This window comes from Neobacillus sp. 19, from assembly GCF_049463095.1.
Classification (GTDB): domain Bacteria; phylum Bacillota; class Bacilli; order Bacillales; family Cytobacillaceae; genus Neobacillus.
The window spans coordinates 314,847-336,832 of sequence record NZ_JBMPZU010000058.1; the positions used below are offsets into that span (position 1 = coordinate 314,847).

General features: G+C 43.8%; 31 protein-coding genes and 1 pseudogene. 1 reads left to right on the forward strand and 31 read right to left on the reverse strand.

Annotated elements, in window-relative coordinates; translation table 11 throughout:
• Positions 1-83: 83 nt before the first annotated feature.
• The 17 genes and pseudogenes from ACO1D1_RS19385 to ACO1D1_RS19465 all read right to left on the reverse strand — a co-directional run.
• Positions 84-1,394, reverse strand: a pseudogene (locus tag ACO1D1_RS19385) (ribonucleoside-triphosphate reductase, adenosylcobalamin-dependent); the annotation flags it as partial.
• Complete coding sequence (locus ACO1D1_RS19390) at positions 1,391-1,564, reverse strand: hypothetical protein (RefSeq protein ID WP_423336770.1); 174 nt, start codon at positions 1,562-1,564, stop codon at positions 1,391-1,393. The gene ACO1D1_RS19390 and the pseudogene ACO1D1_RS19385, both read right to left, overlap by 4 nt.
• Positions 1,561-2,100 carry a hypothetical protein gene (locus tag ACO1D1_RS19395; protein WP_423336821.1) on the reverse strand — a complete coding sequence of 180 codons (540 nt, stop codon included), beginning with the start codon at positions 2,098-2,100 and terminating at the stop codon, positions 1,561-1,563. Before ACO1D1_RS19395 ends, ACO1D1_RS19390 begins: the two co-directional genes overlap by 4 nt.
• Positions 2,087-3,097: a hypothetical protein gene (locus ACO1D1_RS19400; RefSeq protein ID WP_423336771.1), complete on the reverse strand. Its 1,011-nt coding sequence runs from the start codon at positions 3,095-3,097 to the stop codon at positions 2,087-2,089. The genes ACO1D1_RS19395 and ACO1D1_RS19400 overlap by 14 nt, the downstream gene beginning before the upstream one ends.
• A gap of 28 nt (positions 3,098-3,125) precedes the next feature.
• Positions 3,126-3,254, reverse strand: coding sequence for a hypothetical protein (locus ACO1D1_RS19405; protein WP_423336772.1), 129 nt, complete (start codon positions 3,252-3,254; stop codon positions 3,126-3,128).
• 40 nt (positions 3,255-3,294) lie between these two features.
• Positions 3,295-3,537: a hypothetical protein gene (locus ACO1D1_RS19410; protein ID WP_423336773.1), complete on the reverse strand. Its 243-nt coding sequence runs from the start codon at positions 3,535-3,537 to the stop codon at positions 3,295-3,297.
• Positions 3,537-3,809, reverse strand: coding sequence for a thioredoxin family protein (locus ACO1D1_RS19415; RefSeq protein WP_423336774.1), 273 nt, complete (start codon positions 3,807-3,809; stop codon positions 3,537-3,539). The genes ACO1D1_RS19410 and ACO1D1_RS19415 overlap by 1 nt, the downstream gene beginning before the upstream one ends.
• On the reverse strand, positions 3,809-4,402 hold the full coding sequence (locus tag ACO1D1_RS19420; RefSeq protein ID WP_423336775.1) for a hypothetical protein: 594 nt from the start codon (positions 4,400-4,402) through the stop codon (positions 3,809-3,811). Before ACO1D1_RS19420 ends, ACO1D1_RS19415 begins: the two co-directional genes overlap by 1 nt.
• Complete coding sequence (locus ACO1D1_RS19425; protein ID WP_423336776.1) at positions 4,389-6,551, reverse strand: DNA polymerase; 2,163 nt, start codon at positions 6,549-6,551, stop codon at positions 4,389-4,391. The genes ACO1D1_RS19420 and ACO1D1_RS19425 overlap by 14 nt, the downstream gene beginning before the upstream one ends.
• Before the next feature lie 13 nt (positions 6,552-6,564).
• Positions 6,565-6,750, reverse strand: a complete 186-nt coding sequence (locus tag ACO1D1_RS19430) for a hypothetical protein (protein ID WP_423336777.1) — start codon at positions 6,748-6,750, stop codon at positions 6,565-6,567.
• A gap of 2 nt (positions 6,751-6,752) precedes the next feature.
• Complete coding sequence (locus tag ACO1D1_RS19435) at positions 6,753-7,139, reverse strand: hypothetical protein (RefSeq protein ID WP_423336778.1); 387 nt, start codon at positions 7,137-7,139, stop codon at positions 6,753-6,755.
• A gap of 13 nt (positions 7,140-7,152) precedes the next feature.
• Positions 7,153-7,917, reverse strand: coding sequence for a hypothetical protein (locus ACO1D1_RS19440; RefSeq protein ID WP_423336779.1), 765 nt, complete (start codon positions 7,915-7,917; stop codon positions 7,153-7,155).
• Positions 7,918-8,259: 342 nt separating this feature from the next.
• The gene (locus tag ACO1D1_RS19445) at positions 8,260-8,430 is read right to left on the reverse strand and encodes a hypothetical protein (protein ID WP_423336780.1); all 171 of its coding nucleotides are present in this window, start codon (positions 8,428-8,430) and stop codon (positions 8,260-8,262) included.
• Positions 8,431-8,604: 174 nt separating this feature from the next.
• Entirely contained in the window at positions 8,605-9,219 is a 615-nt protein-coding gene (locus ACO1D1_RS19450; protein ID WP_423336781.1) for a hypothetical protein, read from the reverse strand.
• A 247-nt stretch (positions 9,220-9,466) separates the two neighbouring features.
• The gene (locus ACO1D1_RS19455; protein WP_423336782.1) at positions 9,467-9,616 is read right to left on the reverse strand and encodes a hypothetical protein; all 150 of its coding nucleotides are present in this window, start codon (positions 9,614-9,616) and stop codon (positions 9,467-9,469) included.
• Positions 9,617-9,630: 14 nt separating this feature from the next.
• Positions 9,631-10,770, reverse strand: coding sequence for an AimR family lysis-lysogeny pheromone receptor (locus ACO1D1_RS19460; protein WP_423336783.1), 1,140 nt, complete (start codon positions 10,768-10,770; stop codon positions 9,631-9,633).
• Positions 10,771-10,795: 25 nt separating this feature from the next.
• A complete protein-coding gene (locus ACO1D1_RS19465; protein ID WP_423336784.1) occupies positions 10,796-10,954 on the reverse strand; it encodes a helix-turn-helix domain-containing protein in 159 nt (52 codons plus the stop codon).
• A 109-nt stretch (positions 10,955-11,063) separates the two neighbouring features.
• On the opposite strand from ACO1D1_RS19465, the gene ACO1D1_RS19470 reads away from it, so the two are divergent.
• On the forward strand, positions 11,064-11,345 hold the full coding sequence (locus tag ACO1D1_RS19470; RefSeq protein ID WP_423336785.1) for a helix-turn-helix transcriptional regulator: 282 nt from the start codon (positions 11,064-11,066) through the stop codon (positions 11,343-11,345).
• A gap of 36 nt (positions 11,346-11,381) precedes the next feature.
• Here the strand turns inward: ACO1D1_RS19470 and ACO1D1_RS19475 are convergent, their stop codons facing one another.
• From ACO1D1_RS19475 to polA, 14 genes are all read right to left on the reverse strand, one after another.
• Entirely contained in the window at positions 11,382-12,110 is a 729-nt protein-coding gene (locus tag ACO1D1_RS19475) for a toprim domain-containing protein (RefSeq protein WP_423336786.1), read from the reverse strand.
• Positions 12,111-12,470: 360 nt separating this feature from the next.
• Entirely contained in the window at positions 12,471-13,850 is a 1,380-nt protein-coding gene (locus ACO1D1_RS19480) for a DNA helicase (protein ID WP_423336787.1), read from the reverse strand.
• A gap of 89 nt (positions 13,851-13,939) precedes the next feature.
• On the reverse strand, positions 13,940-14,197 hold the full coding sequence (locus ACO1D1_RS19485) for a hypothetical protein (RefSeq protein ID WP_423336788.1): 258 nt from the start codon (positions 14,195-14,197) through the stop codon (positions 13,940-13,942).
• A 36-nt stretch (positions 14,198-14,233) separates the two neighbouring features.
• Entirely contained in the window at positions 14,234-14,656 is a 423-nt protein-coding gene (locus ACO1D1_RS19490) for a hypothetical protein (protein ID WP_423336789.1), read from the reverse strand.
• 12 nt (positions 14,657-14,668) lie between these two features.
• Complete coding sequence (locus ACO1D1_RS19495) at positions 14,669-14,800, reverse strand: hypothetical protein (protein ID WP_423336790.1); 132 nt, start codon at positions 14,798-14,800, stop codon at positions 14,669-14,671.
• Positions 14,800-15,543, reverse strand: coding sequence for an ATP-binding protein (locus tag ACO1D1_RS19500; RefSeq protein ID WP_423336791.1), 744 nt, complete (start codon positions 15,541-15,543; stop codon positions 14,800-14,802). Before ACO1D1_RS19500 ends, ACO1D1_RS19495 begins: the two co-directional genes overlap by 1 nt.
• 210 nt (positions 15,544-15,753) lie before the next feature.
• Complete coding sequence (locus tag ACO1D1_RS19505; RefSeq protein WP_423336792.1) at positions 15,754-16,125, reverse strand: hypothetical protein; 372 nt, start codon at positions 16,123-16,125, stop codon at positions 15,754-15,756.
• Positions 16,112-16,546 (reverse strand): hypothetical protein, encoded by a 435-nt coding sequence (locus ACO1D1_RS19510; protein ID WP_423336793.1) that lies wholly within the window; start codon positions 16,544-16,546, stop codon positions 16,112-16,114. The genes ACO1D1_RS19505 and ACO1D1_RS19510 overlap by 14 nt, the downstream gene beginning before the upstream one ends.
• Positions 16,547-16,722: 176 nt before the next feature.
• Positions 16,723-17,037, reverse strand: coding sequence for a hypothetical protein (locus tag ACO1D1_RS19515; protein ID WP_423336794.1), 315 nt, complete (start codon positions 17,035-17,037; stop codon positions 16,723-16,725).
• Entirely contained in the window at positions 17,037-17,195 is a 159-nt protein-coding gene (locus ACO1D1_RS19520) for a hypothetical protein (protein WP_423336795.1), read from the reverse strand. Before ACO1D1_RS19520 ends, ACO1D1_RS19515 begins: the two co-directional genes overlap by 1 nt.
• Positions 17,196-17,229: 34 nt before the next feature.
• Positions 17,230-17,454, reverse strand: coding sequence for a hypothetical protein (locus ACO1D1_RS19525; RefSeq protein WP_423336796.1), 225 nt, complete (start codon positions 17,452-17,454; stop codon positions 17,230-17,232).
• A gap of 204 nt (positions 17,455-17,658) precedes the next feature.
• Entirely contained in the window at positions 17,659-18,111 is a 453-nt protein-coding gene (locus ACO1D1_RS19530; protein ID WP_423336797.1) for a hypothetical protein, read from the reverse strand.
• 359 nt (positions 18,112-18,470) lie between these two features.
• Positions 18,471-19,316, reverse strand: coding sequence for a DNA-formamidopyrimidine glycosylase (gene mutM, locus ACO1D1_RS19535; RefSeq protein WP_423336798.1), 846 nt, complete (start codon positions 19,314-19,316; stop codon positions 18,471-18,473).
• Positions 19,317-19,340: 24 nt separating this feature from the next.
• Positions 19,341-21,977, reverse strand: coding sequence for a DNA polymerase I (gene polA / locus ACO1D1_RS19540; protein WP_423336799.1), 2,637 nt, complete (start codon positions 21,975-21,977; stop codon positions 19,341-19,343).
• Between the last annotated feature and the right edge of the window lie 9 nt (positions 21,978-21,986).

Here is a 21,986-nt window from a genome sequence, read left to right on the forward strand (position 1 = left end):
GCGCCCTGTTACCGTCGTCTTAACGTTACGGCTCCAAGTCAATCAGATTCGGTTTTTAACGTGAGCCAAAATCAATTAGAACTAGCACACGGGTTTAATCCTTCCGCATTTGGTCTGCGTCTTCTTGCTTCTTCAAGATTGATAAATCCAGGCTCACCTTCCGCTTGCATCATCGTAAATATCAGGTTTAATAGTCCGCGAGACGGCTGCTCGGTAAACGCGACGGAGTTGTTCGACATACGACGATGATGAAGTGGGCGTACATTTGCATCAAATAGCGTCATACCTTCGAGCCATTGCGCAACATCCGTCAAGCCGACCGCCTTAACCTTCTCTATAACCGCTCGGTGTTTTGCTTCGTCCCATAGTCCGTTAATTCCGTACTTGGCGAATATAGATTCGTAATCGTCGGCATCCATAAGGAATATTTCCGCTGTCCTTCTTACTCCACCAACCACGACATTATTTCCGATAAGATTGCCGATATCGAGAATGTGAATCGGACGTACTTTTCGATAGCCCTTGTCTTGGTATAGACCAGTTGCTTCGTCAGCTAAAAAGCCGTGCACTTCGAGTGGTGCTAATGAAGGATCAATTTCATTACGCAGCACTTTCGTTATGCCATCGAACATTTCGCGTAATGGTTCGTGTCCTGACGCAGTTCCCCCGAACGTATTTAAGCGAGCGCCCTTCGGACGAATATAATCGTAGTAAATCGATATAGATTTAATTGCTTCGTACTGATGCTCGGTAAGTAACCGGAAGAATGTCCGTAATGATTCGACCCAGCCTTCTTTACTATCGCCAACGTGGATGACCGCCTTTGTACCTTCGTCAATAATGTGTAGCGAAGTATTCGGCTCTTTAGTTAGCGGATAACGCTGCGTATATAACTCGTGTTTTACGGCAACATCGGTTCTGATCGGCGGTAGGTTTGCCGCAAACTCTTTCGTGCTCTTAAATCCGACGCCAGTGCCAACGAGCAACAAGTAGAACAAGTCGCCCAAATCGTCCCAGCTCCGAATATTAACGAAACTGCAGTTAAAATTCGCTAACGGATATTTGTCGGCCACTCCGTTTTCAGCTCCGCCCACCCAAAGCGTTCGGCCCGATAAGAACTGGCGCAAGTTAAACATGCTATCGAATAACTCTTCGGCCTCTTCGCGATATTTCTCGTAATCTATCGGAAAACCAATCTTCTTTAAATGTTTAACGCCAAGCCCTACGTTATACTCAGTCGCACGCCTAACCGTTTCTTTCCATGTCTCCCTGCGCTTCTTTTCTGGTAAAAACCGAGAATAAGTTCTGTAATAAACGAACTGACCTAGCGCGTTCATATGCGCAGGAAAGTCCGGGTATTGCTCGATAAATTCATTCGTTAATAATTTCGTCATTCAATCCGCTCCATTTCGTCTAATATTCCGTGATACCCCTTCATTAGCTTGCGCCGCTCGACCATAAGCTCGTCGTAACGTTCCGCCACCCTTTTTAAATCGCGTTCGTTTTCGACGAGCTCACGTTGAATGTCGTCTAGCAGTTTGCGGTATGTTTCTTCGGCGGTCATGTTTTAATCAGTCCTTCGCGAATCAGATACGCAAGCCCAATCCCGGCTGCATCACTTTCGTCCGGTGTTGCAAATTCGCCAGTGTAACAGGTATAGTTTCTAACGGCCTCGGCCACCTCTTCTTTTTCAGCCTTACCACTTCCGCAAACGATCAGCTTTACTTTAGAAGGCGAAGGTCCGAGCGACGTTTTCTTTCGTCCGCCTTTCGTTTCCTCCGTCCATTTCACGAAACTAAGTCCGAATTTATCCATTGCGCGTTCTATACCGGACCATGCAGCAAAGACCGGATAGTTTTGCGTTGATGACTGACCGTTAAAGTCTTCACGGATACAAACGTCAAATCCGTTCTTGCCGATGTGTTCAGCGATAAATAAGGTCGCCCATGATTCGACGATGTCGGCACGTAGTCCATGCGATTGCGTTTTCGAGTCGGTTTTTACGTGTGATAGCGCAGTAATTCGTGGCTTGCCATTCTTAACTTCGATGATGGCGACTCCTGGTAAAGATAGCGAGGTGTCCCAACTAAGCACCCGCATTTTCACGTACCTCGCGTATAAACTCAAACGCTTCATAATATCCGTCCTTTTTCCATTGCGGAAGCCCTGACCGTTGGGCACGTTTAACTTGCGCCTTGAGTATTTCGAATTCCTCATCGCTTAGACTCTGCGCACAGCTACGCTTAAAGTTATTGAAACGGAATGTCTCAAGGTCGAGCGCTGGCGAAGTTCTATCCGCAACACATTTCGTCACATACGCAAACTTGTCGAGAATTTCCGTTTTCATCTCATCGGTAATCTCAACGCCAAACACTCGGAAGTCAGGCGCCTTTTCATGCTCCTCATCCGACATAAACCACGCCTTAATCGAGCAGTTAATGTAGACGATGAGATATCCGTCGAGAGGTCCGTACATTAAATCGTAACAAGTAACCTGTTTGACGTGATCTTCTTTTGGTCCTTTCATGCGTTGGAATCCCGTCTCGCTATACGACGTCTGCTTCGATTTGATTTCGAGTCCGATGCGTTTAATTTCGCCAGTTTCTTCGTCGACGTACTCAAGTAGTCCGTCCGAAGTTCCAAACAGGCTGAAACGCTGTCCGTTATGCTCGATAAATCGTTGAGTCTTTACGAAATCTTCGAAGAACGGAGCGCCTTCTTCTGTCCTGGCGATTTTAAACGGAACTTTTTCTCCGGTAAACTTTTCGTAGTGCCTTTCCGCAAGCAATAATTCACGCTGCAACCAATCGCCCACTACCGTTCCCCGTGCCGTATATCTGCGTTGCCAAGGCTTTACCACGTCCTCATCGCGAGGCATCTTAAGAGCTTTAACGTACAGCTCTCGGTCAGAGGATCCGGCTGAGCTTGGCGAAAAGTACGGTGCCGACTTGAAATCAATCGGCTTATACTTTCGCATCTCCTTCGCATAGGCCTCGTGTAGCGCGATATCTAACTTCGTATCGTAAGGCTCTCGGAAGGAATGCCACGTATTTAAGAAATTCGTAAACTGTTGCGCGATTTCGTTTATATTCGTCAATTATTCGTCCCCCTCTTTTTCTTCCGCATTAATCAAGTACACCTTCGGCTGATCCGGCTCCGGCGTCAGCAATAACCGCCACACGAACGCAAGCAACGTAATCGCCGCCGCTTGTATCAGCGTTAACTCTACGCCTGGCATAGCGACCGGTACGCAAAAGTACACAATCGCCATGACTAGCGCGAAATTTACGGCTATCATTCGGGCACCAACTCATACTTAAATAGTCCTTCGCGATAAGTTCCGTCAACTAATCGTATTACTCCCGCCTTATGAAGCGCTTCAGCAGAGCGAACCCGTACATAATCGATAATGGCTCCGTTCATATCACCTATCCAAGCGCGAAAGCCTGCGCCTTCATTCGTCCAAAGAAATACGCCGTCTTCTTTCAGTGCGGATATAATTTCGGATTGATATTTCGACAGTTTTACCGTTTTCATCAGCGCACCACCTTTGCGTATTCAATTGCGTCAATGATTTCTTCCGTTGGTCGCAAACCGACTAGGCGATGGACTTCGAGGCCGTTGCGTTCAAAAATTAATACCGGAACTGATGTTAGGCCGTATTGATCGATGACTTCCGGGCGCTCGGTGATGTCGATGTTTTCGAGCGTTGCTCCTGCACTGAATAGGTCGATGTCGCCGATGTAATTTGCTAGGGCTGCGCAAGGTGTGCATCCAGGTTTTGAAAACTTCTTAATTGTGATAATCATTAGTTAGCCTCCTTATATTCAAGACCGCCAAATTTATAGAACATAGACGGTATTTCTAGATTAATAACTGTTTCTTTAAACTCAGGTCTAAACCGCTTAACCAAGTCACGCGAGAAGTAAAGGTAGTAGAATTGCCGGCCATCCTTCTTTCTGTCGATCCGTTTTCTTGGCGCTATACCATAGAGACTTTCAATTTTATTAATTAACAAGTCCGTCTGATTCTCGTTCAGCATGTTGGAGTAGAGGTGCATAATGTGTTTGTTTTTATGCCAACTGCCGTCATCAAGAAACCACAAAGCTAAATCGAATTCATCTAAATCGTTAATTACTTCTTCTATGCTTGCGTTAGAAACTTCAGTCAACCTCTCGTGTACTCTAGTCGCGAATTTGTATATGGTTTTCTTACCGCCATAACCCGATTTCTGTGTCTTGAAGTCTGTATGAGTAATCCCTTCCATAAAACACATCATTTGTTTTACTTTTAGTACATCGATATCGGTTGATGTAAATAAAGCACTTGAGTTTCTATGCGTGTGAATAAGTGTTCCATCACCGAGTTTAGCATTCTTACCGACTCGACTAAACTTCCCCATAAAATTCCTCCTCGCTTACTTTTTCAAGCCATCTTTTTGGATTTATTTCTAGGTCACAGCGTACTGGGCAACGTAGGTTCACAGCTTGCTCCATCGTGCGTCTAATCTCGTCTAAACCATCGCGTGTAATGTCACGAGGACAATCAAGGATTAATTCGTCATGGCACTGGAGCAGAATATATGCTTCGTACTTTGGAATGATTGGTTGCAAGTCGACGATCGCCTTCTTTAATATCGAGCCAGCACTCGCTTGTATCGGAAAATTCCCGGCCTGCCTTTGAGCGCCAAATACTCGGAAACGTTCTTTCGACTTAACCTCGTTATGCAAGCGTCGTTTCCGTCCGAATATATCAGTAACGAAACCTTGCTTCATTACTTTCGCATGCTGTTCGTCCATGTAGCGTTTGATTCCTGGATAACCTTTGAAATAGTCGTCGATAATCTTTTGCGCTTCATTCTTCGAAATCTCTAACGTATCAGCAAGTTTGCCCGCGCCCATACCATAGACGATCCCGAAGTTTACTATCTTCGCTTGTTTCCGGTATTTCTGATGCGGACTACCGTCGACGTCCTTATTCGCTTCAATTTCTTCGTAAGTGTATCCGCTAATCAAAGCCGCCGTAGTCGAGTGAATGTCCTGACCTTTTTCGAACGCTTCAATCAGTATCGTTTCGTTAGCCATATGCGCAAGTACACGCAGTTCAATTTGCGAATAGTCAATCGAAACTAGAATGCGGTCAGGTCCGGTCGCTAAGAATAAGTGACGAATCTCCGGACGTTTAGCCGGTATCTGCTGCGTGTTTGGATCCTTGCAAGTGAACCGTCCAGTCGCTGCCCCGTAAGTGTTGTGCCAAGGGTGAATTTTACCGTCAAATTTAACATCCTTCGGTAACTTTTGCGTAAAGGACGATCGTAGCTTTCCGATTTCCTTATATTCGAGCAGTAACGGAATAACCGGATGCTCGCGTTTTAACTTCTTCATAAAACGGCTGTTCGTCGAACCTTTTCCGTGGTCCGTCAGCTTCAAGTCACCGAATAGTTTCTTGCTAAGCTGCGCCGGTGAATTTAGGTTGATTTCTTCGCCAAACAACTCGATTATCTTCCGGTGTAACTCCGCCTCTTCAATAGCAAGTTTTGCGTCAAGTTCTGCAGCGTGGTCCGTATCGAATTTAATGCCGCGAATGTCTGATTTAATGAACTGGCGACATACCGGCATCTCGACTTCGAATAGCAAGCGTTTAATATCAGCTAACTTATCCGTGTTTAAATGACGCATAATCCAGTCGTATAACGCGAGTGTCTTCTCGGTATCGCCTGCCGCATAAGGCAACGCCACTTCGAGAGGCACTTCGTTAAATTGCACATTCGGAAACAACTCGTCGAAATTATCGCTCGGCTGCTTCAGCCAATCCGTCAATAAGTTCTTCAAACGGTGATCGCGGTTTTCGTCGAGTGCCATAGCCATTATTCGTGTATCTGCGTGTAATGAGTCAATCAAGTTAACTCCGTATTTTACCGCGAACCATTTACAATCAAACGGAGCATTATGCATTATTAACGGAGTGTTTTCGAGAATCAATTTTAATTCATTTACCGCAAAAGTATCGCTAAACCCAGTCTTTTCGGTATGGTTTAACGGTACATAGAAGTTCATTTTACGAGTGGAAACTGAGAATCCCGCAACGTTGCCGCGCCACGGGTCTAGCGCCCCATTATTCTCGCCGTATGTCTCGCAGTCAAATGCGATTAATTCTGTATCCTCATCGCCAACTCGCAAGAAATAATGCTTCATTTCGAGCAATTTCTTTACGGAATCGACTAATACGTAATTGGCCGGAGTATTCGCAACCAACTCCGCCAACTTTGCCTCACGCTGACTTTCCGCCAGTTGTTTGTACAAGCGTAAAGCCTCCGCCTTACTAAACCGCTTGGAAGCGTCAGAGGGCGACCTGCCTATCGTGCCCTCTGCGAATGCCTTCCGTACTTCTAATAATTTCGCCTGATCACTTTCGGTATTTCTCATATCGAGTATCCGCGCCCAGGCATCTTCAATCGTTTCCGTAGCGTCCGCCTTTTTCTTTGCTGCCACTTTGACGCGTTCGGCCGCTGTCGTATCCGCCTTTAAATTTAACGTTAATTTAGGCGTCAAGTTAACCGCCTCCTTAATAGTTTACTTCGGAGATATTTAGCGCACGGTAAAACGCCATCACCTTTTCTGCGCCTTTATCCTCCGCCCACTCACGAAAACACTGCGCATCACAAAAGTGGAGCTCGGCGTGATCGTCGTGTAATACGCGCTTGCCTTCGCTGATTGGTGAGTCGCAGTTAGCGCAAGTGTCGACAATCATTATTAAACAGCCTCCGATTTTATATTTGATAATTCAATCCAACGTTTCTTTGCTGTCTGCTCCGTCGACCAATACTCGGATAAATTTTCGCATTCGAACATAAAAGCACGATTGCCATCTACCCCGACTATATAATCGATTTCCTCTTTCGTGTATGGCTTGCCGTTGCCTTTACGAGCATAAATTACAAGCGCGTTGTCACGGTCGGCACGGATGCGTAACGTTTTAACTTGGATTCGGTAAGCTTTTCCGTTGGCCGGATCACGCGCTAGGAAATCGTAAACTTCCGGGACGAGAGGTTTTGAAACCTCCCACCCCATTCCCTCCATTAACGCCTTAGCTGCGGTTAGTTCTGATATTGCTCCGGTTATTTGCGTTTCATGCGCCATTTAATCGCCTCCATTAAAAGTTGAATTCTTTTTCGCCTTGCTGTCCGTCATTGCTTGCGCCAATGCTCAAGCCGATTAGCGTGATATCAAACCCTGCCGCCACCAAGTTTTCAATCTGCGTTTTCTCGTCCGCTTCGTATAGAAGTCCGTCAAACAACGTCATATCGAACGCCTTGCCTTCTTGCTTTGCGAAATTGGCACGCTCAGCATCCGTTAAATCTTCGTCCATATCGATAACTGGCGATAAGCTTACGACCGTTGCCGTACTGCTGCCTGCCTTCGTTAGTTCAAACGCAAGCTTGCCGAGTTTTGCTTCGTATTTCTTGATGACTGCGTGAACTCCCTGCGCTTGCTTTTTCGATAAGTCGACGATAATTGGTTCGCCAGTTGCTAAGTCGATAAATCCGAGTGCATAGCGTTCCTTTGCGCGATACTTCGCTGCCTCCGTTTTGAACTCTTCAGCTTTCGCAGCCTGACCGGCCTCTTCCGCTTTCTTCTTTAGATCAGCGTAATAGTTGCTCGCTAGATCCCACGGAGTAAAGTTTGACTCTGCGAAACCTCTTGCGTTGCGGACTGAAGGGTTTTGCGCTACGAAGCTGTTCACCTTCTTAAAAATTCCGTAAGAATAGAAACGGATTAAGTCGGCAGTACCTAGTACGCGAACCTTATACGTGGTCCCGCTTTTGAAAGACGCGAATTCAGCTTTATTTCCGTTACCTCCTTCGTTTGTGGCGTTTAGTGAGTTTAGCGCATCAGCGCCGCTTTGAAACTGAGCCATACTATCATCCTCCGATTTTTATTTCGAGTATCGGCGTCGCCCACACCCGTCGCAAAGCACGAATTTCTATAACCGAGACTAGAACAGCTATTAAGCAGCATCCTAGCGACAAACTTACCTAACGGTCATCTTCGTACTCTCCGGCGGGCGGGCGACTATTGCGTCGCCTTGCGTGTCTCATCGTAAGTTGTTCCGTAAAACTTTACGTACATTGCGATTATTTTCTTTCGTTTGATTTCCGCCAGGTTTACGATCATTCTCCGTCACCAGCTTCGCGCCAAATTTCCCAACTAGCCCACGCAGCTACCAGTAATAAATACGTACCGAATATTAAACTCCCCGTCATCCTAGTCGCACCGCCTTTATCGGCTGAAGCGAAACCTTTTCGTTTTCTCCTTCGTAGTACCTAATAGGGTCGTTCTTTAGCCGGTTAATTTGTCGCAATAACGATGTATCTTTTACGTCGGTTGGCATATAATAATTAGCGTAACGATTCGTTGAATATTTTCCCAACGTCGCAGCCTCCTTTTTGCCTTGCCTTTTTGTGATAAAACGAGTATTATTTTAACGTGTAACATTAAGTTTGTGTAAAGGTGTAATGACACCGTATATACAAACCGAAATTAATTTGATAAAATGAAGCGAGGAGTAAGACGCATTGCCTAAGTGCCTTACTACCTCTAAATTTTAAAGCGCAATCAAATAGTCTTCGTAATTTCCGAACTGTTTGGTACTGAATTTGCCCGCCAGGCGATTCAAAGCGCGTGTAACTTTCGAATGGTGAAATCCTAATTCCTTCGCGATTGCCGTCGCTGTTGGTTTCGGGTGAGCCAGGAACGCCTCAACGATTGCCGTCGTTGTAGCATCCGCACCGTTCAGAAGAGAGTCGATCAATTGCCGTTGATCGGCTTTTTTCTTTGCGGTAATTTGTTCTTCTAGGATGAACTCGTCTGCGATTTCGAAGGTTGCCGCCTCCGAACCGTCTTCGTTTTCAACTGGTGCGATATATACCTCGAACTCTGAAAGTCGCTTTTTTCTTCGGTAGATGTCGGATCGTTTGTATCGTAGGCTCCTGTGTAGCAGATTGACGAAATCAGCCCGACCGTCGTACTTTTCGATGCAATTCATAAGTGTGTCTTCGTAAGCCGCTATGGTTTCCGCTTTGCTCGCTCGGATCGATTTTCCGATCGTTCCAAGGTTTCGCCAGTTTGCCGATACCGTAGCGTATATCTCTTCGAAAAGTATCTCGCTGCGATTTCTTCGATACTCAAGCACCAGGTTATTAAGTTGCTCGTTATTCATTTCAACACTCCTTTTATCGTGGCTTCACTTAATAATAAGTGTGACTTTTTAACTTCGCGCACTTTTTCATTATTTTTTTAAAGTACGTTAATACAAGTACTCTATGTCCTTAATATATCACCGCAAGTCCCCAATATTTAGAAAGTTTAGTATTTTTTATTTTTGGGAAAACTTTCAACTTATGTAATAAAAATGAAAAAAAGAAGGACTTCTGTCCTCCTTCTCGTACTTGGGCTTTATTAAGTTTTTATAGTCCGCCTTTACCTGGATCGTAAGACATATTCACTGATTTTAGACCGCCTTTGCCAGGGTCCGCTAATTCCTTAGATTTTGTCACAGCTTTTGTTCCACCAATTAACAAAGCAGCTACAATAATAATTCCCAAGATTTTTTTCAACTTTCTCCATCTCCTCAACCGTTTAATAGTAGGTTTGCGATTGGGGCAAATGTTGGGTCGTCCTTTACATATTGATAAGGCAAGTTCGCATAGAATTTTCCGTTCTGTTTAGTGAAGTGAACGATTGATTGCATAAACAGTGATTTATCACCGGTTGCTAGTCCTTTGTAGTATAATTTAAATCCATTAGCGCCCTCTTTTGCAATCACATCATCAATTAACTTTATTGCAACTTGCTTGTCGCCCAACATCGCTTCATAATGCGCAATTTCGGAAATGTCGCTTGTTACAGGTCTTTCGTTATGTTTTCTCCATACGCTATTAATGAAAGGCAAATCGTTTTCATCTACTATTTTTGCGTCTACCTCTCTGCCAAGGAGTATTAACGATTCTCTGTATCTCATGATGTTGCCCAAGCACTCGTCGTAATTTGTAAACAAGTACGACATTCCTACTATATAATAAGAGTGAGCAGTTAATGTCGCGCAGAAATCTGAAGAAATAATTTCTTCGGCAAAGGATCTTGCTACCTCTGGCTTATTGTATGTAAATAAATTTACGTAAGCTAATAACTCCTTGACGCGTATACTATAAGATTCTTTGACAAAATCCTCATCAATCTCATCTAGAGTATCCATAAGTCCATCAACAACGGAGGCCATTGAATCATAGTCACCAAATCTGTTCTTACAACTAGCATCAAGTATGTTCATTAATACTTTAATCTCTACAGACTTAGGTGAAAATAAGCGTATTTCGTTCAGTATTTTTGCTGTTGGTTCTCGTCTAAGATACATAATTTGAATTTTATATGCTTTAGTCCATTCAACCAATTCTTGATTAGGACGTAATTTTAGTACCTTCTTTATTAACTCTTCTAATTCATCAATTAATTTATTGACAGCTAGGAATTCCATTGCATATCGAATATTCATAGGCTGTTGGAAGTTTATACACCATGATTTAAAAGTTGAAAAATATTTATTCTTAAAAATAAACTTAGCAATCTTTAGGAGTGTTGGAAATTTTAATTCTGTTCCTTTTTTAAAATGTGAAAGAGCGCTGTTTGTAATACCTGCTGCATTTGCAATATCCTTCCATGAGATTCTAGGTTCAATTGTATCTAGCGCTTCTTCTATAGTAGATAGGATCACCCCTCAGCCGCCCCTTTTTTAAAGTTTATTTCTTCTTAGGATTTTCTTGTGCTTTATCAATTACCCAAACATTTCCGATTTTCTTTGCCTTAACCTTTCCCTGTGCGCACAGATTTTTAACGTAAGAATCTTTAAGACCCCAAAGTTCGGCTGCTTCTTTTACTCCAACTATATTTTCTAACATGACAATGAGCCCCCTTGATGTGCGCATACGCACCTTTTATGTATAAAATATATCACATGCGCATGCGCATGTAAAGAAAATATTGCCAATAAAACTAAATTAAGTTAATATGTATTTGCATTCCCATGTGGAGGTGTTTGTTACGTATAAGGTCGGAAGGAGCCGTATACAGGAGCTTCTTGACGAGCGAGGCATGACTCAACAGGATCTCGCTGACAAAACCGGTATGAGTAAACAGTATATAAACGACAAGGTGCGTAATCTAAGAGGTAAACACGGAATGTGGATAGACAGCGCGAAAACAATTGCTTCCGTGTTGAATTGTAGCATCGACGATTTATACGAATGGATACCGGTACAAGAAGCGAAAGGTAAGAGCAAACGAAAATAATTTTCGCTAGCCTTACCCCGGACCTCAGTACGTAAATTAACGTATTTTAATTTTCAAGGAACATGTACTTTCCGACCTTTCGACCGCGGCTCTTAATGTATCAACACCCAATTTTACCAGCGCCTCATTAGCGTCTTTCACATCACCCGACACATACGCCTGCCTCACGCGCACATGCCCACGCATCATCGCTTCGATTTCCTTTCGCAGTTTGCCGCCTGCTTTATCGTTATCTGTAGCAATAATTAACTCCTCGATTGGCGATCGCAATATTAAATCTCGTTTCCAACCGTTAAAACTCGCCCCTCCGACAGCCACCGCTGAATAACCAGCCTCCATCCAACTCATTGCGTCAATTTCCGCTTCACATATTACCGTAGTAGGACCAGCTCGTTCAATTCCGTACACTAGCTCGCGAATGGGGCGCCCACCTCTATGGTACCAGAACGTTTTTGCGTAGACCGTGCGGTACTTCACACTTGTGATGGTTTTTTCCGTTAAATTCCAAGGTATCACCGCCGCTCTGCCTTGCGGATCATAGAGCACGCCCATTTGCCGCTGGACGCGCTCGCTGATTCCTCGCTTCTTTAAATACGTATAGTCCTCGTTGTAGTTTGTTAAAACGTCCGCATCCAATGACTGCCTAGCTCGCTGAATGCGTAAGTTAATCGGAATTAATTTAACAATGCCTTCTTCGTTTGTATCTTGCCAACCGTATTCTCCTCGCAAGTATTCCTCAGTCTCTTCATACGTTTCGTTTCGCAAAAAGGACAATAGCTTGACGAAGTTGCCGCTTCGCCATTCATCATCGTACGCTCCTGAGTCGGCCCATGTACCGGCTGGATAATCGCCGTATGTCTCGAGTCGGACGAAAAAGGACGGAGAGTGATCGTAGCGGAAAGGGCTGGCCGCGATTAGCTTGTCGGATGACCATCGCGGTTTTGTCCATGTAAACTTTTCGAGTTCTGCGCGAATATCGATTTCCATGTGCCCATCCTCCTGTCGAAAATTTGTTAACTTATTTAACTAATTTAATAGTACGATTGTTATTCATTGTTGGAAAGGGGTATAATTTGTCGAAACATGTCTTTTGTTACATTATTGTTACATTTGGTAATATTTACATTAAAAATTGAATTGACTGACCGCTGATTCACCTGTTTCGGGTTGACGGACTATTCCGACTTGTGGGATGTATATGATTTCCGCGTTAATTCCTTCACCTCCGTCGCGACCTTTATTCAAGCCGATTAAGCCGCGCCCTTGTTTATAATCCGTATCAACTCCGATTAATAGATAGGCATCCTCTAATAATTGCTTCGTTTTCTTGACGTCCTTACGTTGCGGAAGTTCAAGTTCGCGATTGCCGTCGCCGTCCTCGTTCTCCGCTGTTTCCTCCGCCTGGGTGATTGCAAAAATAACCGTTTGAGTCTTTCCCGCCAACCTACGCAATTTCATCGAGGTATTGGCCGCGTCGCCGCCGGTTGTTTTCGACGTATTCTTTTCATAGTCGAGATAATAGAACGGATCGATTATTACGACGTCGGCTTTCGTTTCCAGAATGTCCGCCTCAAGCGCCTTTAAATCACGGCTGTAAAAGTCGTCATCATCAACGGCTCTGACCGTTATATTGCCCGGAATATCTTCGTTTAGGCATTCGACAAAAACGCGAAAGGCTGCCTCGAATTCATCGCTTAATTTTCCATGTCGGAGCTCAGTCGAATCGAATCCTGCCGCTAGGTTAAGTCCGTGCATATTGGCGGTCGTCAAGCCTTGGCGGGCCGAAATGCTTACGTAAATACGCACGAGCACTTCGAACCATCCCATTTCCATCGCCCATATAAGCACATTAGCACCTTGCATCGCCGCCTCGATACCTTCTTCGAGCGTGATGACGGACTTTCCTCGCCCGGACTTGCCGTAAACGGTGTAAACGTTTGACGACACATATCCGCCGACTTGTTCGTTAATGAACGGAAACTTCGACTGCCATACCTTGAAGGATTCGCCGGCTTTTCTCCGTTCGTATTCAGCTAGGAATTTTGATCCATCCGTCTTGATGTTCGTCCCAACTTGCGAACGTGTGTTTGTACTTAGTTTAATACTTTCTACCTCTGATTGCAACCATTCGAGGAAACTATTTCCGTCTAGTTCTTCGAATTTTGTTCCGAATAGTCCTGGCGTTTCCTTACCGGTCTTTTCGTCACGCTTGCCGTTAACCAGCTCCGCAAACTGCACTTTTGCCGAGTGCTTTTTAATTTCTTTCGCTAAATACTCGTAGGACTCTCCGACCATTGGTGTATATACAAAGTCCGGGCACTCTGCTGTAACATTTGCGTACGATGGCGCTTGCCCCCTATTGTTCTCAGCGTAATCAAGGATAAACCGGAGGGTCTGCCTATCACCCTCCGTAGAACAATCCTTCGCTGTTATGCCGTATTTTGTCAGCACTTGGACGTTATTGTCGTCGATCGCTTTACTTAGCAACATTTGCGTATAGTGCATTCGCTCACCTCCGTAAATTTATAGTAACACGATATTTTTAAAGGTTCAGTTGTTTATAAAACTTTTTCGGAATTTATTCGGAATCTGCATTAGCAATCGTAATGAATAATAACTGCTTTATTATCTGTGATTGGGTAAATAATCGTCCCTGAATAAAAATCATCACCGTGTTGGACTTGATGGAGATAATAATCATCTTGTTTGTCAAATATTGAACCATCAGGTAATTCAGCGTAAACCTCTTCAACCCCTGTCACTTCTTTGTAGTCTGTCAGACCAACAATACACCAATTAATATCATTCATATCTTCGATGATATTTTCTAAAAACTTAACCACTTCATTCACTTTGTTTTCCTCCTCTTATGACGGTTTTTAGGTCAATTATTCCGTTTCAACTAACTTCTTCAATTTCGCATCCAAAGCCATCACCCGATCGCCAAACTCCTCGTTACCCGTCTTCTCCAGCATCTCGCTCGCCCAAATCCGCAAATCTAGTAAATTATCAATCTTCTCTGCGCGCTCCTTTCGCTCGGCCTTTCGTCTGTCAGCCTCCATTGCGCTTAACTCCCGTGCAGTCGGCTTGCGTGGCTCTTTCGGTTTGCTCATTACCGTCTCACCTCCGAACATAAACGTCATCCAATCGGACATAAACGGCTTATCGCTGTAATTAATCGGCGCTTCGTAATTCGGAGGATTCTCACGCACGTAATCAGCAGCATGTTCCGCGTCAGTCACAAACTCGACATCCTCACCGTCAGCCTCTAAAAACTCGCCAGTGACGGCGTCTAGGACTTCGTAGACCACCTCGTTATACTCCTATTCCGGCAAACAGTTGCGAATTAACTGGTATCCGATTACCATAAAGAATCGCCCATCGTAGCCGTCAACGGTCACTAGATCTCCATGGTTTGCCGGTATTTCAAACTCGAACTCTTCGCCGTCTCTCATCAACGTCTCCCCCTTTTTGACGTCCCACTAAACGCAAGAACAGCGCATTGGTCACGAATGCGATCATATAAACGCTGATCGAAAACAACCGCCATTTCCTCTATCGGCAAGTTACTCGTAAACACGGTAGGCAGGCCGTTCGCCGTCCGGTGATTGATTATCGCATGAACGTATGAGCGAAATGCTTCCGATGCGGATCTCACGCCTATATCGTCCAGCACCGCGTATGGCGCCACCTGCACCCGCAAAATGGTCGACTTGATGTTCGCCATTGCTTCGTCGTCGTTCGTCATGGTTGCGAGATTGTAGTCCGTTTGAAACGCATTAGTGTCAAGGAACACCGCCGGGGTCTGCGATGGTTGCCTATTCCTCCGTAAAGCTCCGAGATAATGTGCGGTGATCCATTCGTTTAAAACAGCGATTGCCGTCGTAGTCTTGCCGGTGCCAGGCGATTCGCTCCAAAGGTATAGCGACTTGATCCGGTCAGCACCATCCTCGAATTGCCGATCGAACGTGGCGCAATATTTCTCTAATGTTGCGTATACTCGCGACTGACTTTCGCGTGCTGGCGAATTAGCGAGCGATAATAAGCGATAATCTGCTGGTGTGCCTGCGTTGGATATCCGACCACCTGTTCCGCTGTAGCCATGAAGCGAAATATAGTGCGGGCATTGGCGGTTGCATTCCGGCCCATTGGCGAGTTTGCACCTTGATGATAATACGCATAGTTTTGCGTGATTCATTTGTAACCTCCTTGCAAAATTAATAGTATCACAACTTTAAATCCCAGCGGAGGAAATACTTTCGCATTTACTTATCGTATTTATTGCGAAAAACCCACGCTTTATAAACTTTTTTCGTATGGCGTTAAGCGATATATCAAGCATTCGCCCACTTTGTCATCAAATTCCGATAAGAGGTAATATTGACACGGTGGACCGGCCATAATCGCATCATAACCAATCGCTCAAATCTTCCGTTTCTTCAACCGCTTGTTGAACTGCCTGCCTTCGTTTAATATCCGCCAGTACTCGCGGTAATATCCTTGCGCGTTGATAGCTGAACATGAACGAAAAATTTAATCCAGGATATTGCGCCGTTGGCTTATAATCGTTAAAGCACGCGTCAATAAACGATTTTACGACCTCCGTCCCATGTTCCGCAATCATCGACTTGAGCCATCGTGCTTCAATCGCGAATGAGCGCGCAGTGTATTTGATTCCGTAGCGTTGTTCGTGCTGATCGGAGAGATATTGGCGGAATGTTGTGACGTTCCAGTCGTGCGTTGGTAGGTTGCGCCAGTCTTTGACGTTAATCTTCGGCATTACGTAACGCCTCACATTTCTTTTCATATTTGATTTCCGCTTCAACTTGCGCAAGCAGTTTGTCAAATTCCTCTTCGGATGTGATATCGACTGCACCCATCACGGCACTACGCAAAGCCTTTCGGTAAAGATTATTTTTACGGTTGAGCCGCGCAACCTCCGCCAACAACTTCGGCACATCTTGACGAGCGTGCGCGATGAATTCTGCGTCTGCATCATTTGGCGGTGTTCCTTGAGTCGGATAATATTGCTCGCAATCTCCGAAATCCATAACGGACTCTGTCGCATTACCTAGCCAAGGCATCTCCGTATCCCAATCGTCTTCATCTAACGCGAACTTTTCCCATACCCACGGACCCGGCGTCGCTGCCTCCGCCCTCTTACGGATCTCCGCTAACTGTTCGTCTGTCAATCGTTGCATTACTTACCGCTCCTTCCATCGTCGTATCCTTTTTCGTAGGCGTTGACGGAGAATAGCGCCATGCCCATCATACCTAAAATGCCTCCGATAAATATTCCGAGTATCATTTTATCGCCTTCCTATCGCTTAAAATTTACGGCAAATTAGCCGTTTTAACTCAGCCATGACTTATTAGTCTACTTATGCAATATCGCCTTAATTTCGCACTCAAAACGCTTGATTTCGTCAAGCAATTCCGTTAAGTTCCCCGCATTGCTTTCGCGAATCCGTTGATTCATAATCCACTTAATTGCGTGGTCGATTCCTGTGACGTATGCGACCTCACGCCATTCTTCTCGGATACCAGCCTTGCCTTCCGCTTCCAACTTTTCGCGTACTTTCTCCCAGTTAGGTGCTTTCGTTGGGTCGACGATGTACTTGCGATTGACAATAATGTTTAGCGCATCGGACGTTATTTTATAGTCCGCGTTTACTGCGATATTTAACGACATTATGCGTTCACTCCTTCGATTTTTATTCCGAGTAGATTCAGCGTTTCCTTTACGCCGTCAATCGTTCCTTGCGTGTATTCGTCCTGTTGGGCTTCCGTTAGGTAGCGGACATACTTTTCGATGGTGGCGATTAGGGCTGGCGATAGTGGTTCGGGCATTGACGTTCCTCCTTTATTTCGGGATTTCATCGAACTACGAATTAGTTATCTGTTTAATTTCTTTTAGTTTCTTTCTGCAATTAAACAGATTATTAGCAGTTTTCCAGCGTTCCTTTTCAGAACGTTTAAGTTTTCCCTCCAACTCTCCAACCTTTTCAGCTTGTTTAATAAGCCAATCAACTTGAAGATTCAACAATCCATCTTTAAGACTTTCAGCAAACTGTTTTTTAATTAATTCTAGAGCTTCTTTATCGTTCAAAAATTATCACTCCTTCCGACGGTATTTCTGTCATTACCGCATATTTCCTTTTTGCATAATCTTTTAATCTTTAAAGCGTAGCGGTAGATAGTGCTTTTCTATCTAGCGCAAAGTATTTATTCTTTTTATTTTAAGTCTTTTTATATTTATCTTTTTCATTAACGCTACAAGAGATATAAATCTACATATACGGAGATTAGATAATCACGTGAGTAATTTTATCCCGATCTCCTTGCCGAGCAGCTTTCCGATATTTGGATGCCTAACGGAAACTTCTCGCAACTTTTCGCCTATCTTCTTCTCCCTGGCGCGAAACTTCTCACGGTCTAACGGATCGTGTACGACGTAAATAATCTTGTCTTTGCCGCGACCGACCGATTTGTATTCGAGCGATATCAAACCGACCGCCTCCAATATGGAATCGATAATCGGTAAAGTCGAAAACGAAAGCTGAAACTTTTCTACGACACTGGTACGCCCTTTCCACGAACGACCATAACTATCCTTCTCCGCTTCGTGATTTCTGTACCGCAATAAATATAGATAGTACAACGTTGCTTTGTCGCCAATATACGGATGATATAAATCGAATATTTCGTGATACATCATCGTATAACCTTGGCGCAATTCTCCAGTGCGAATGTATGCGTCTGACAATCAATTCACCTCCGATAAGTAATATATTCATAAGCGTAGATTATCGCCTACACTATATAATAAGGACGTCGAACTAATGTCGCGCACTTTTCCGAAAATAAAAAAACGCCACTAAAAATAGCAGCGTTCGTAGTCACATTTATAGTCACAGAATTCGTTTTAGTCACGGGTTTAGTCACTATTAATTAAACCTTTTAAGTTAAATTAAATACAAAACAGTAAAAATCAGAAATTAAAAAATCGCCTTTAGAGCCTGTCCTATCAAGGTTTCCGTTGGTGTATCAACATATTTTCAAGATCACACTGTATCTAAGTATATGGAAGGAGCCCATCCAAGGTTAATCTAGGTTCATCAATATTTACTTTGGTGGGGTCTGTTCAAGCTTCTGGCAATTCGGGCAAAAATGTGTCCCTCTGCCCCCTACCGTCATTTTCTCCAGAGGCCTGCCGCATTTTTTACATGGTTCGCCTTTCCGGCCGTAGGCGTACAATTCAAGCTGAAACATTCCGATTTCTCCTTGCGAATTAACATAGGAGCGGATTGTACTCCCACCCTTTTTGACTGCTTCACTTAATGTAGCCACAATTTCATGGTGAAGGACGGTAATTTCCTTTTCATTTAGCGTACTGGCCAAACGTTCCGGATGGATGCCTGCTCGAAAAAGTGCCTCATCCACATAGATGTTGCCAAGCCCGACAAAGAGTTTTTGATCAAGTAAGGCTGATTTTACTTTCCTATTCGTCTTTTTGAGCACTCCTGCCAAATACTGCTCAGTAAATTCTGTTGAAAAGGGTTCAGGCCCGAGATCAAATAAAGGCGGTTTTTCAAATTCATCACCCTTCTTGTATAGATGCATCGTCCCAAACTTTCGAACGTCCCGGTATCTTAATTCCGTATCGTCAGTAAAGTGGAAAATAACATGCGTATGTTTATCATACGGCACGTTATTAGGGTAAAGTCCATACTTCCCTTCCATTCTTAAATGGGAGACTAAAGCAAATTCCCCTGTATATATGATTAAAAATTTCCCTCTCCTGCCTACATCAACAATCGTTTCCCCTTTTAAGGCATCAATGAATTGTTCAACCTCAACGGGACTTTTAATAATTTTAGGCCAGAAGACAGATATAGTTTGAATGGTTTTGTTTACTACTAATTTCTTTAATGTTTTTCGTACCGTTTCTACCTCAGGAAGCTCCGGCATGTTCTGTGCCCCCCTTGCTGTGTTTTATTTTGCATCAAACCAAGTTGGACCATAAGAATAGTCTACTTTTAATGGCACCTTCAGTTCGAGCGCATTCTCCATTACGTCAGGGACTAACTTTTTTAAGATCTCCACTTCCTCTTCGGGTGCTTCAAAAATCAATTCATCATGGACCTGTAGTAACAGCCGTGTCTTTAGCCCTTGATCCTTTAAGGCTTCATCCATATCTATCATTGCTTTTTTAATGATATCAGCGGCACTCCCTTGAATGGGCGTGTTCATCGCAGTTCTTTCTGCAAAACTTCTGATGTTAAAATTACGGCTAGTAATTTCAGGGATGTATCTTCTCCTATGAAGCAATGTTGATACATATCCTTTTTGCCTTGCTTCGTGAACAATATCATCCATATATTCCTTTACCCCTGGGTAGCTGTTTAGATATCGCTCAATGAAATGGCCGGCCTCTTTTCTGGTGATCCCTAAAGATTGTGAAAGTCCGTAATCACTTATGCCGTAAACGATTCCAAAGTTTACTGCCTTGGCATGGCGTCTCATGTTGGAGGTTACTTCATCTTTATCAACGTGGAAGACCTCCATCGCGGTTTTTGTATGAATATCCAAGTTATCCTTAAAGGCCTGAATCAGTTTTTCATCTCCGGCAATGTCCGCAAGCACGCGCAGTTCAATTTGCGAATAGTCCGCAGCAAAAATCACCCATCCCTCTTCCGAAGGTACAAATGCCTGGCGAATCTTCCTGCCTTCTTCAAGGCGGATCGGAATATTTTGCAGGTTTGGATCAATTGAACTTAGTCTGCCCGTCGCCGTTAAGGTTTGTTGGTATCTTGTATGAACTTTTTCTGTTTTAGGATCAATAACTTTTAACAGGCCCTCAATATACGTGGACTGAAGTTTTCCAAGCTGGCGATAAAGAAGAATATACTCAATGATTTCGTGATCATCGGCTAATTTTTCCAACACATCCGCAGATGTCGAATGACCTGTTTTCGTTTTCTTAAACGAATGAAGGCCCAACTTTTCAAATAAGATACCCCCTAATTGTTTGGGTGAGTTAATATTAAACTTTTCCCCTGCCAATTCACAAATTCTCTCTTCAATTTCAATGAGGCGCTCATTTAGTTCTTTTCCCATCATCTGCAGGCGCTGCTGCTCCACCTTAATCCCGCATGACTCCATATCAGCTAAAATAAGAGATAGTGGCATTTCCAGCTCGGTAAATAATTCATATTGTTCGTTTGTTCTTAACTCATCTTCAAGTTTTTCCTTTAAGTCAAACATGGCCAGGCTTTTTCGGACGAGATGCTCGGCAAGCTTTGAATCTTCTGGAACCTTCCGCTTCGCCCCTTTGCCGTAAAACGATTCATCCGATTGGATGTTGTGGATCTCGTATCTTTTCGCTATCGCGGCGAGATCTTCAATATTCTCTGATGGATTGATAAGGTAGGAAGCCATTAAAATATCAAAGGCGGATCCTTTTAAATGGATATCCTGCCTTCTTAAAGACACCTCTGATCGCTTCGCATCATAGACGATCTTTTTCTTTCCTTCATCCTCTGCCCATTTTTTAAATGCTGCTGATTGCAATGCTTGCTCTGTCGGTAAATAAAAGTGTCCTTTTTCATTTACGAGCGAAAAGCCAATGATCTCAGCAAAATGATAATTATCCTCAAGCATCTCAACGTAAAAATAATTAGTATCGGCAAATATTTCATCCGTTATTTCTGACGGAGTGACATATTCCACGTCTTCAAGCTCTTGCTCTTCGGTTACTGAAGAATCTTCGCCAAGCCTATCCAATAATGAATGAAAACCTAATTCTTTAAATAGGGCCACTAGTTTTTCTCTTTCGAATCCCTCATAGGAAATCGTGTCCAAATTAACTTCTACTGGTGCCTGCCGCTCAATCGTAGCAAGTTCTTTGCTCATCAAAGCCTGGTCTTTAAACTCTTCCAGTTTTTCCTTTAATTTATTGCCGCTGACTTGATCAATTGAATCTAACAATTTTTCTAGGGTGGTAAACTCTTTTAACAGCTTAATTGCCGTCTTTTCTCCTACACCCGGAACCCCGGGAATATTATCGGAGGTATCTCCCATTAAGCCCTTCATATCAATTATTTGCAATGGTGAAAGGCCATATTTTTCAGCCACGTGATCCGGTGTATACTCTTCAATATCCGTAATCCCTTTCCGGGTAATCCCAACAGTAGTTGCGTCGGAAGTGAGCTGGGTTAAATCTTTATCGCCAGAAATCACTTTTACTTCATAACCATCTTTTTCGGCTGTTAAGGAGAGGGTACCAATAATATCATCGGCCTCGTAGTTTTCAAGCTCATACCTTGAAATTCCGTATGCATCAAGTAATTCGCGAATAAACGGGAATTGCTCCGATAATTCCGGCGGGGTTTTTTGTCTGCCGCCTTTGTATTCGGTAAAGGTTTTATGACGAAAGGTTGTTTTTCCGGCATCGAAGGCGACGAGCAAATGTGTTGGCTTTTCATCCTCCAAAATTTTCATCAGCATCATGGTAAAACCATATACTGCATTTGTATGGATTCCTTTATCGTTATTAAGCAACGGTAATGCAAAAAATGCTCGATAGGCGATACTATTCCCGTCAATCAGTACAAGCTTTTTCTTTTCCATTCATTTTCA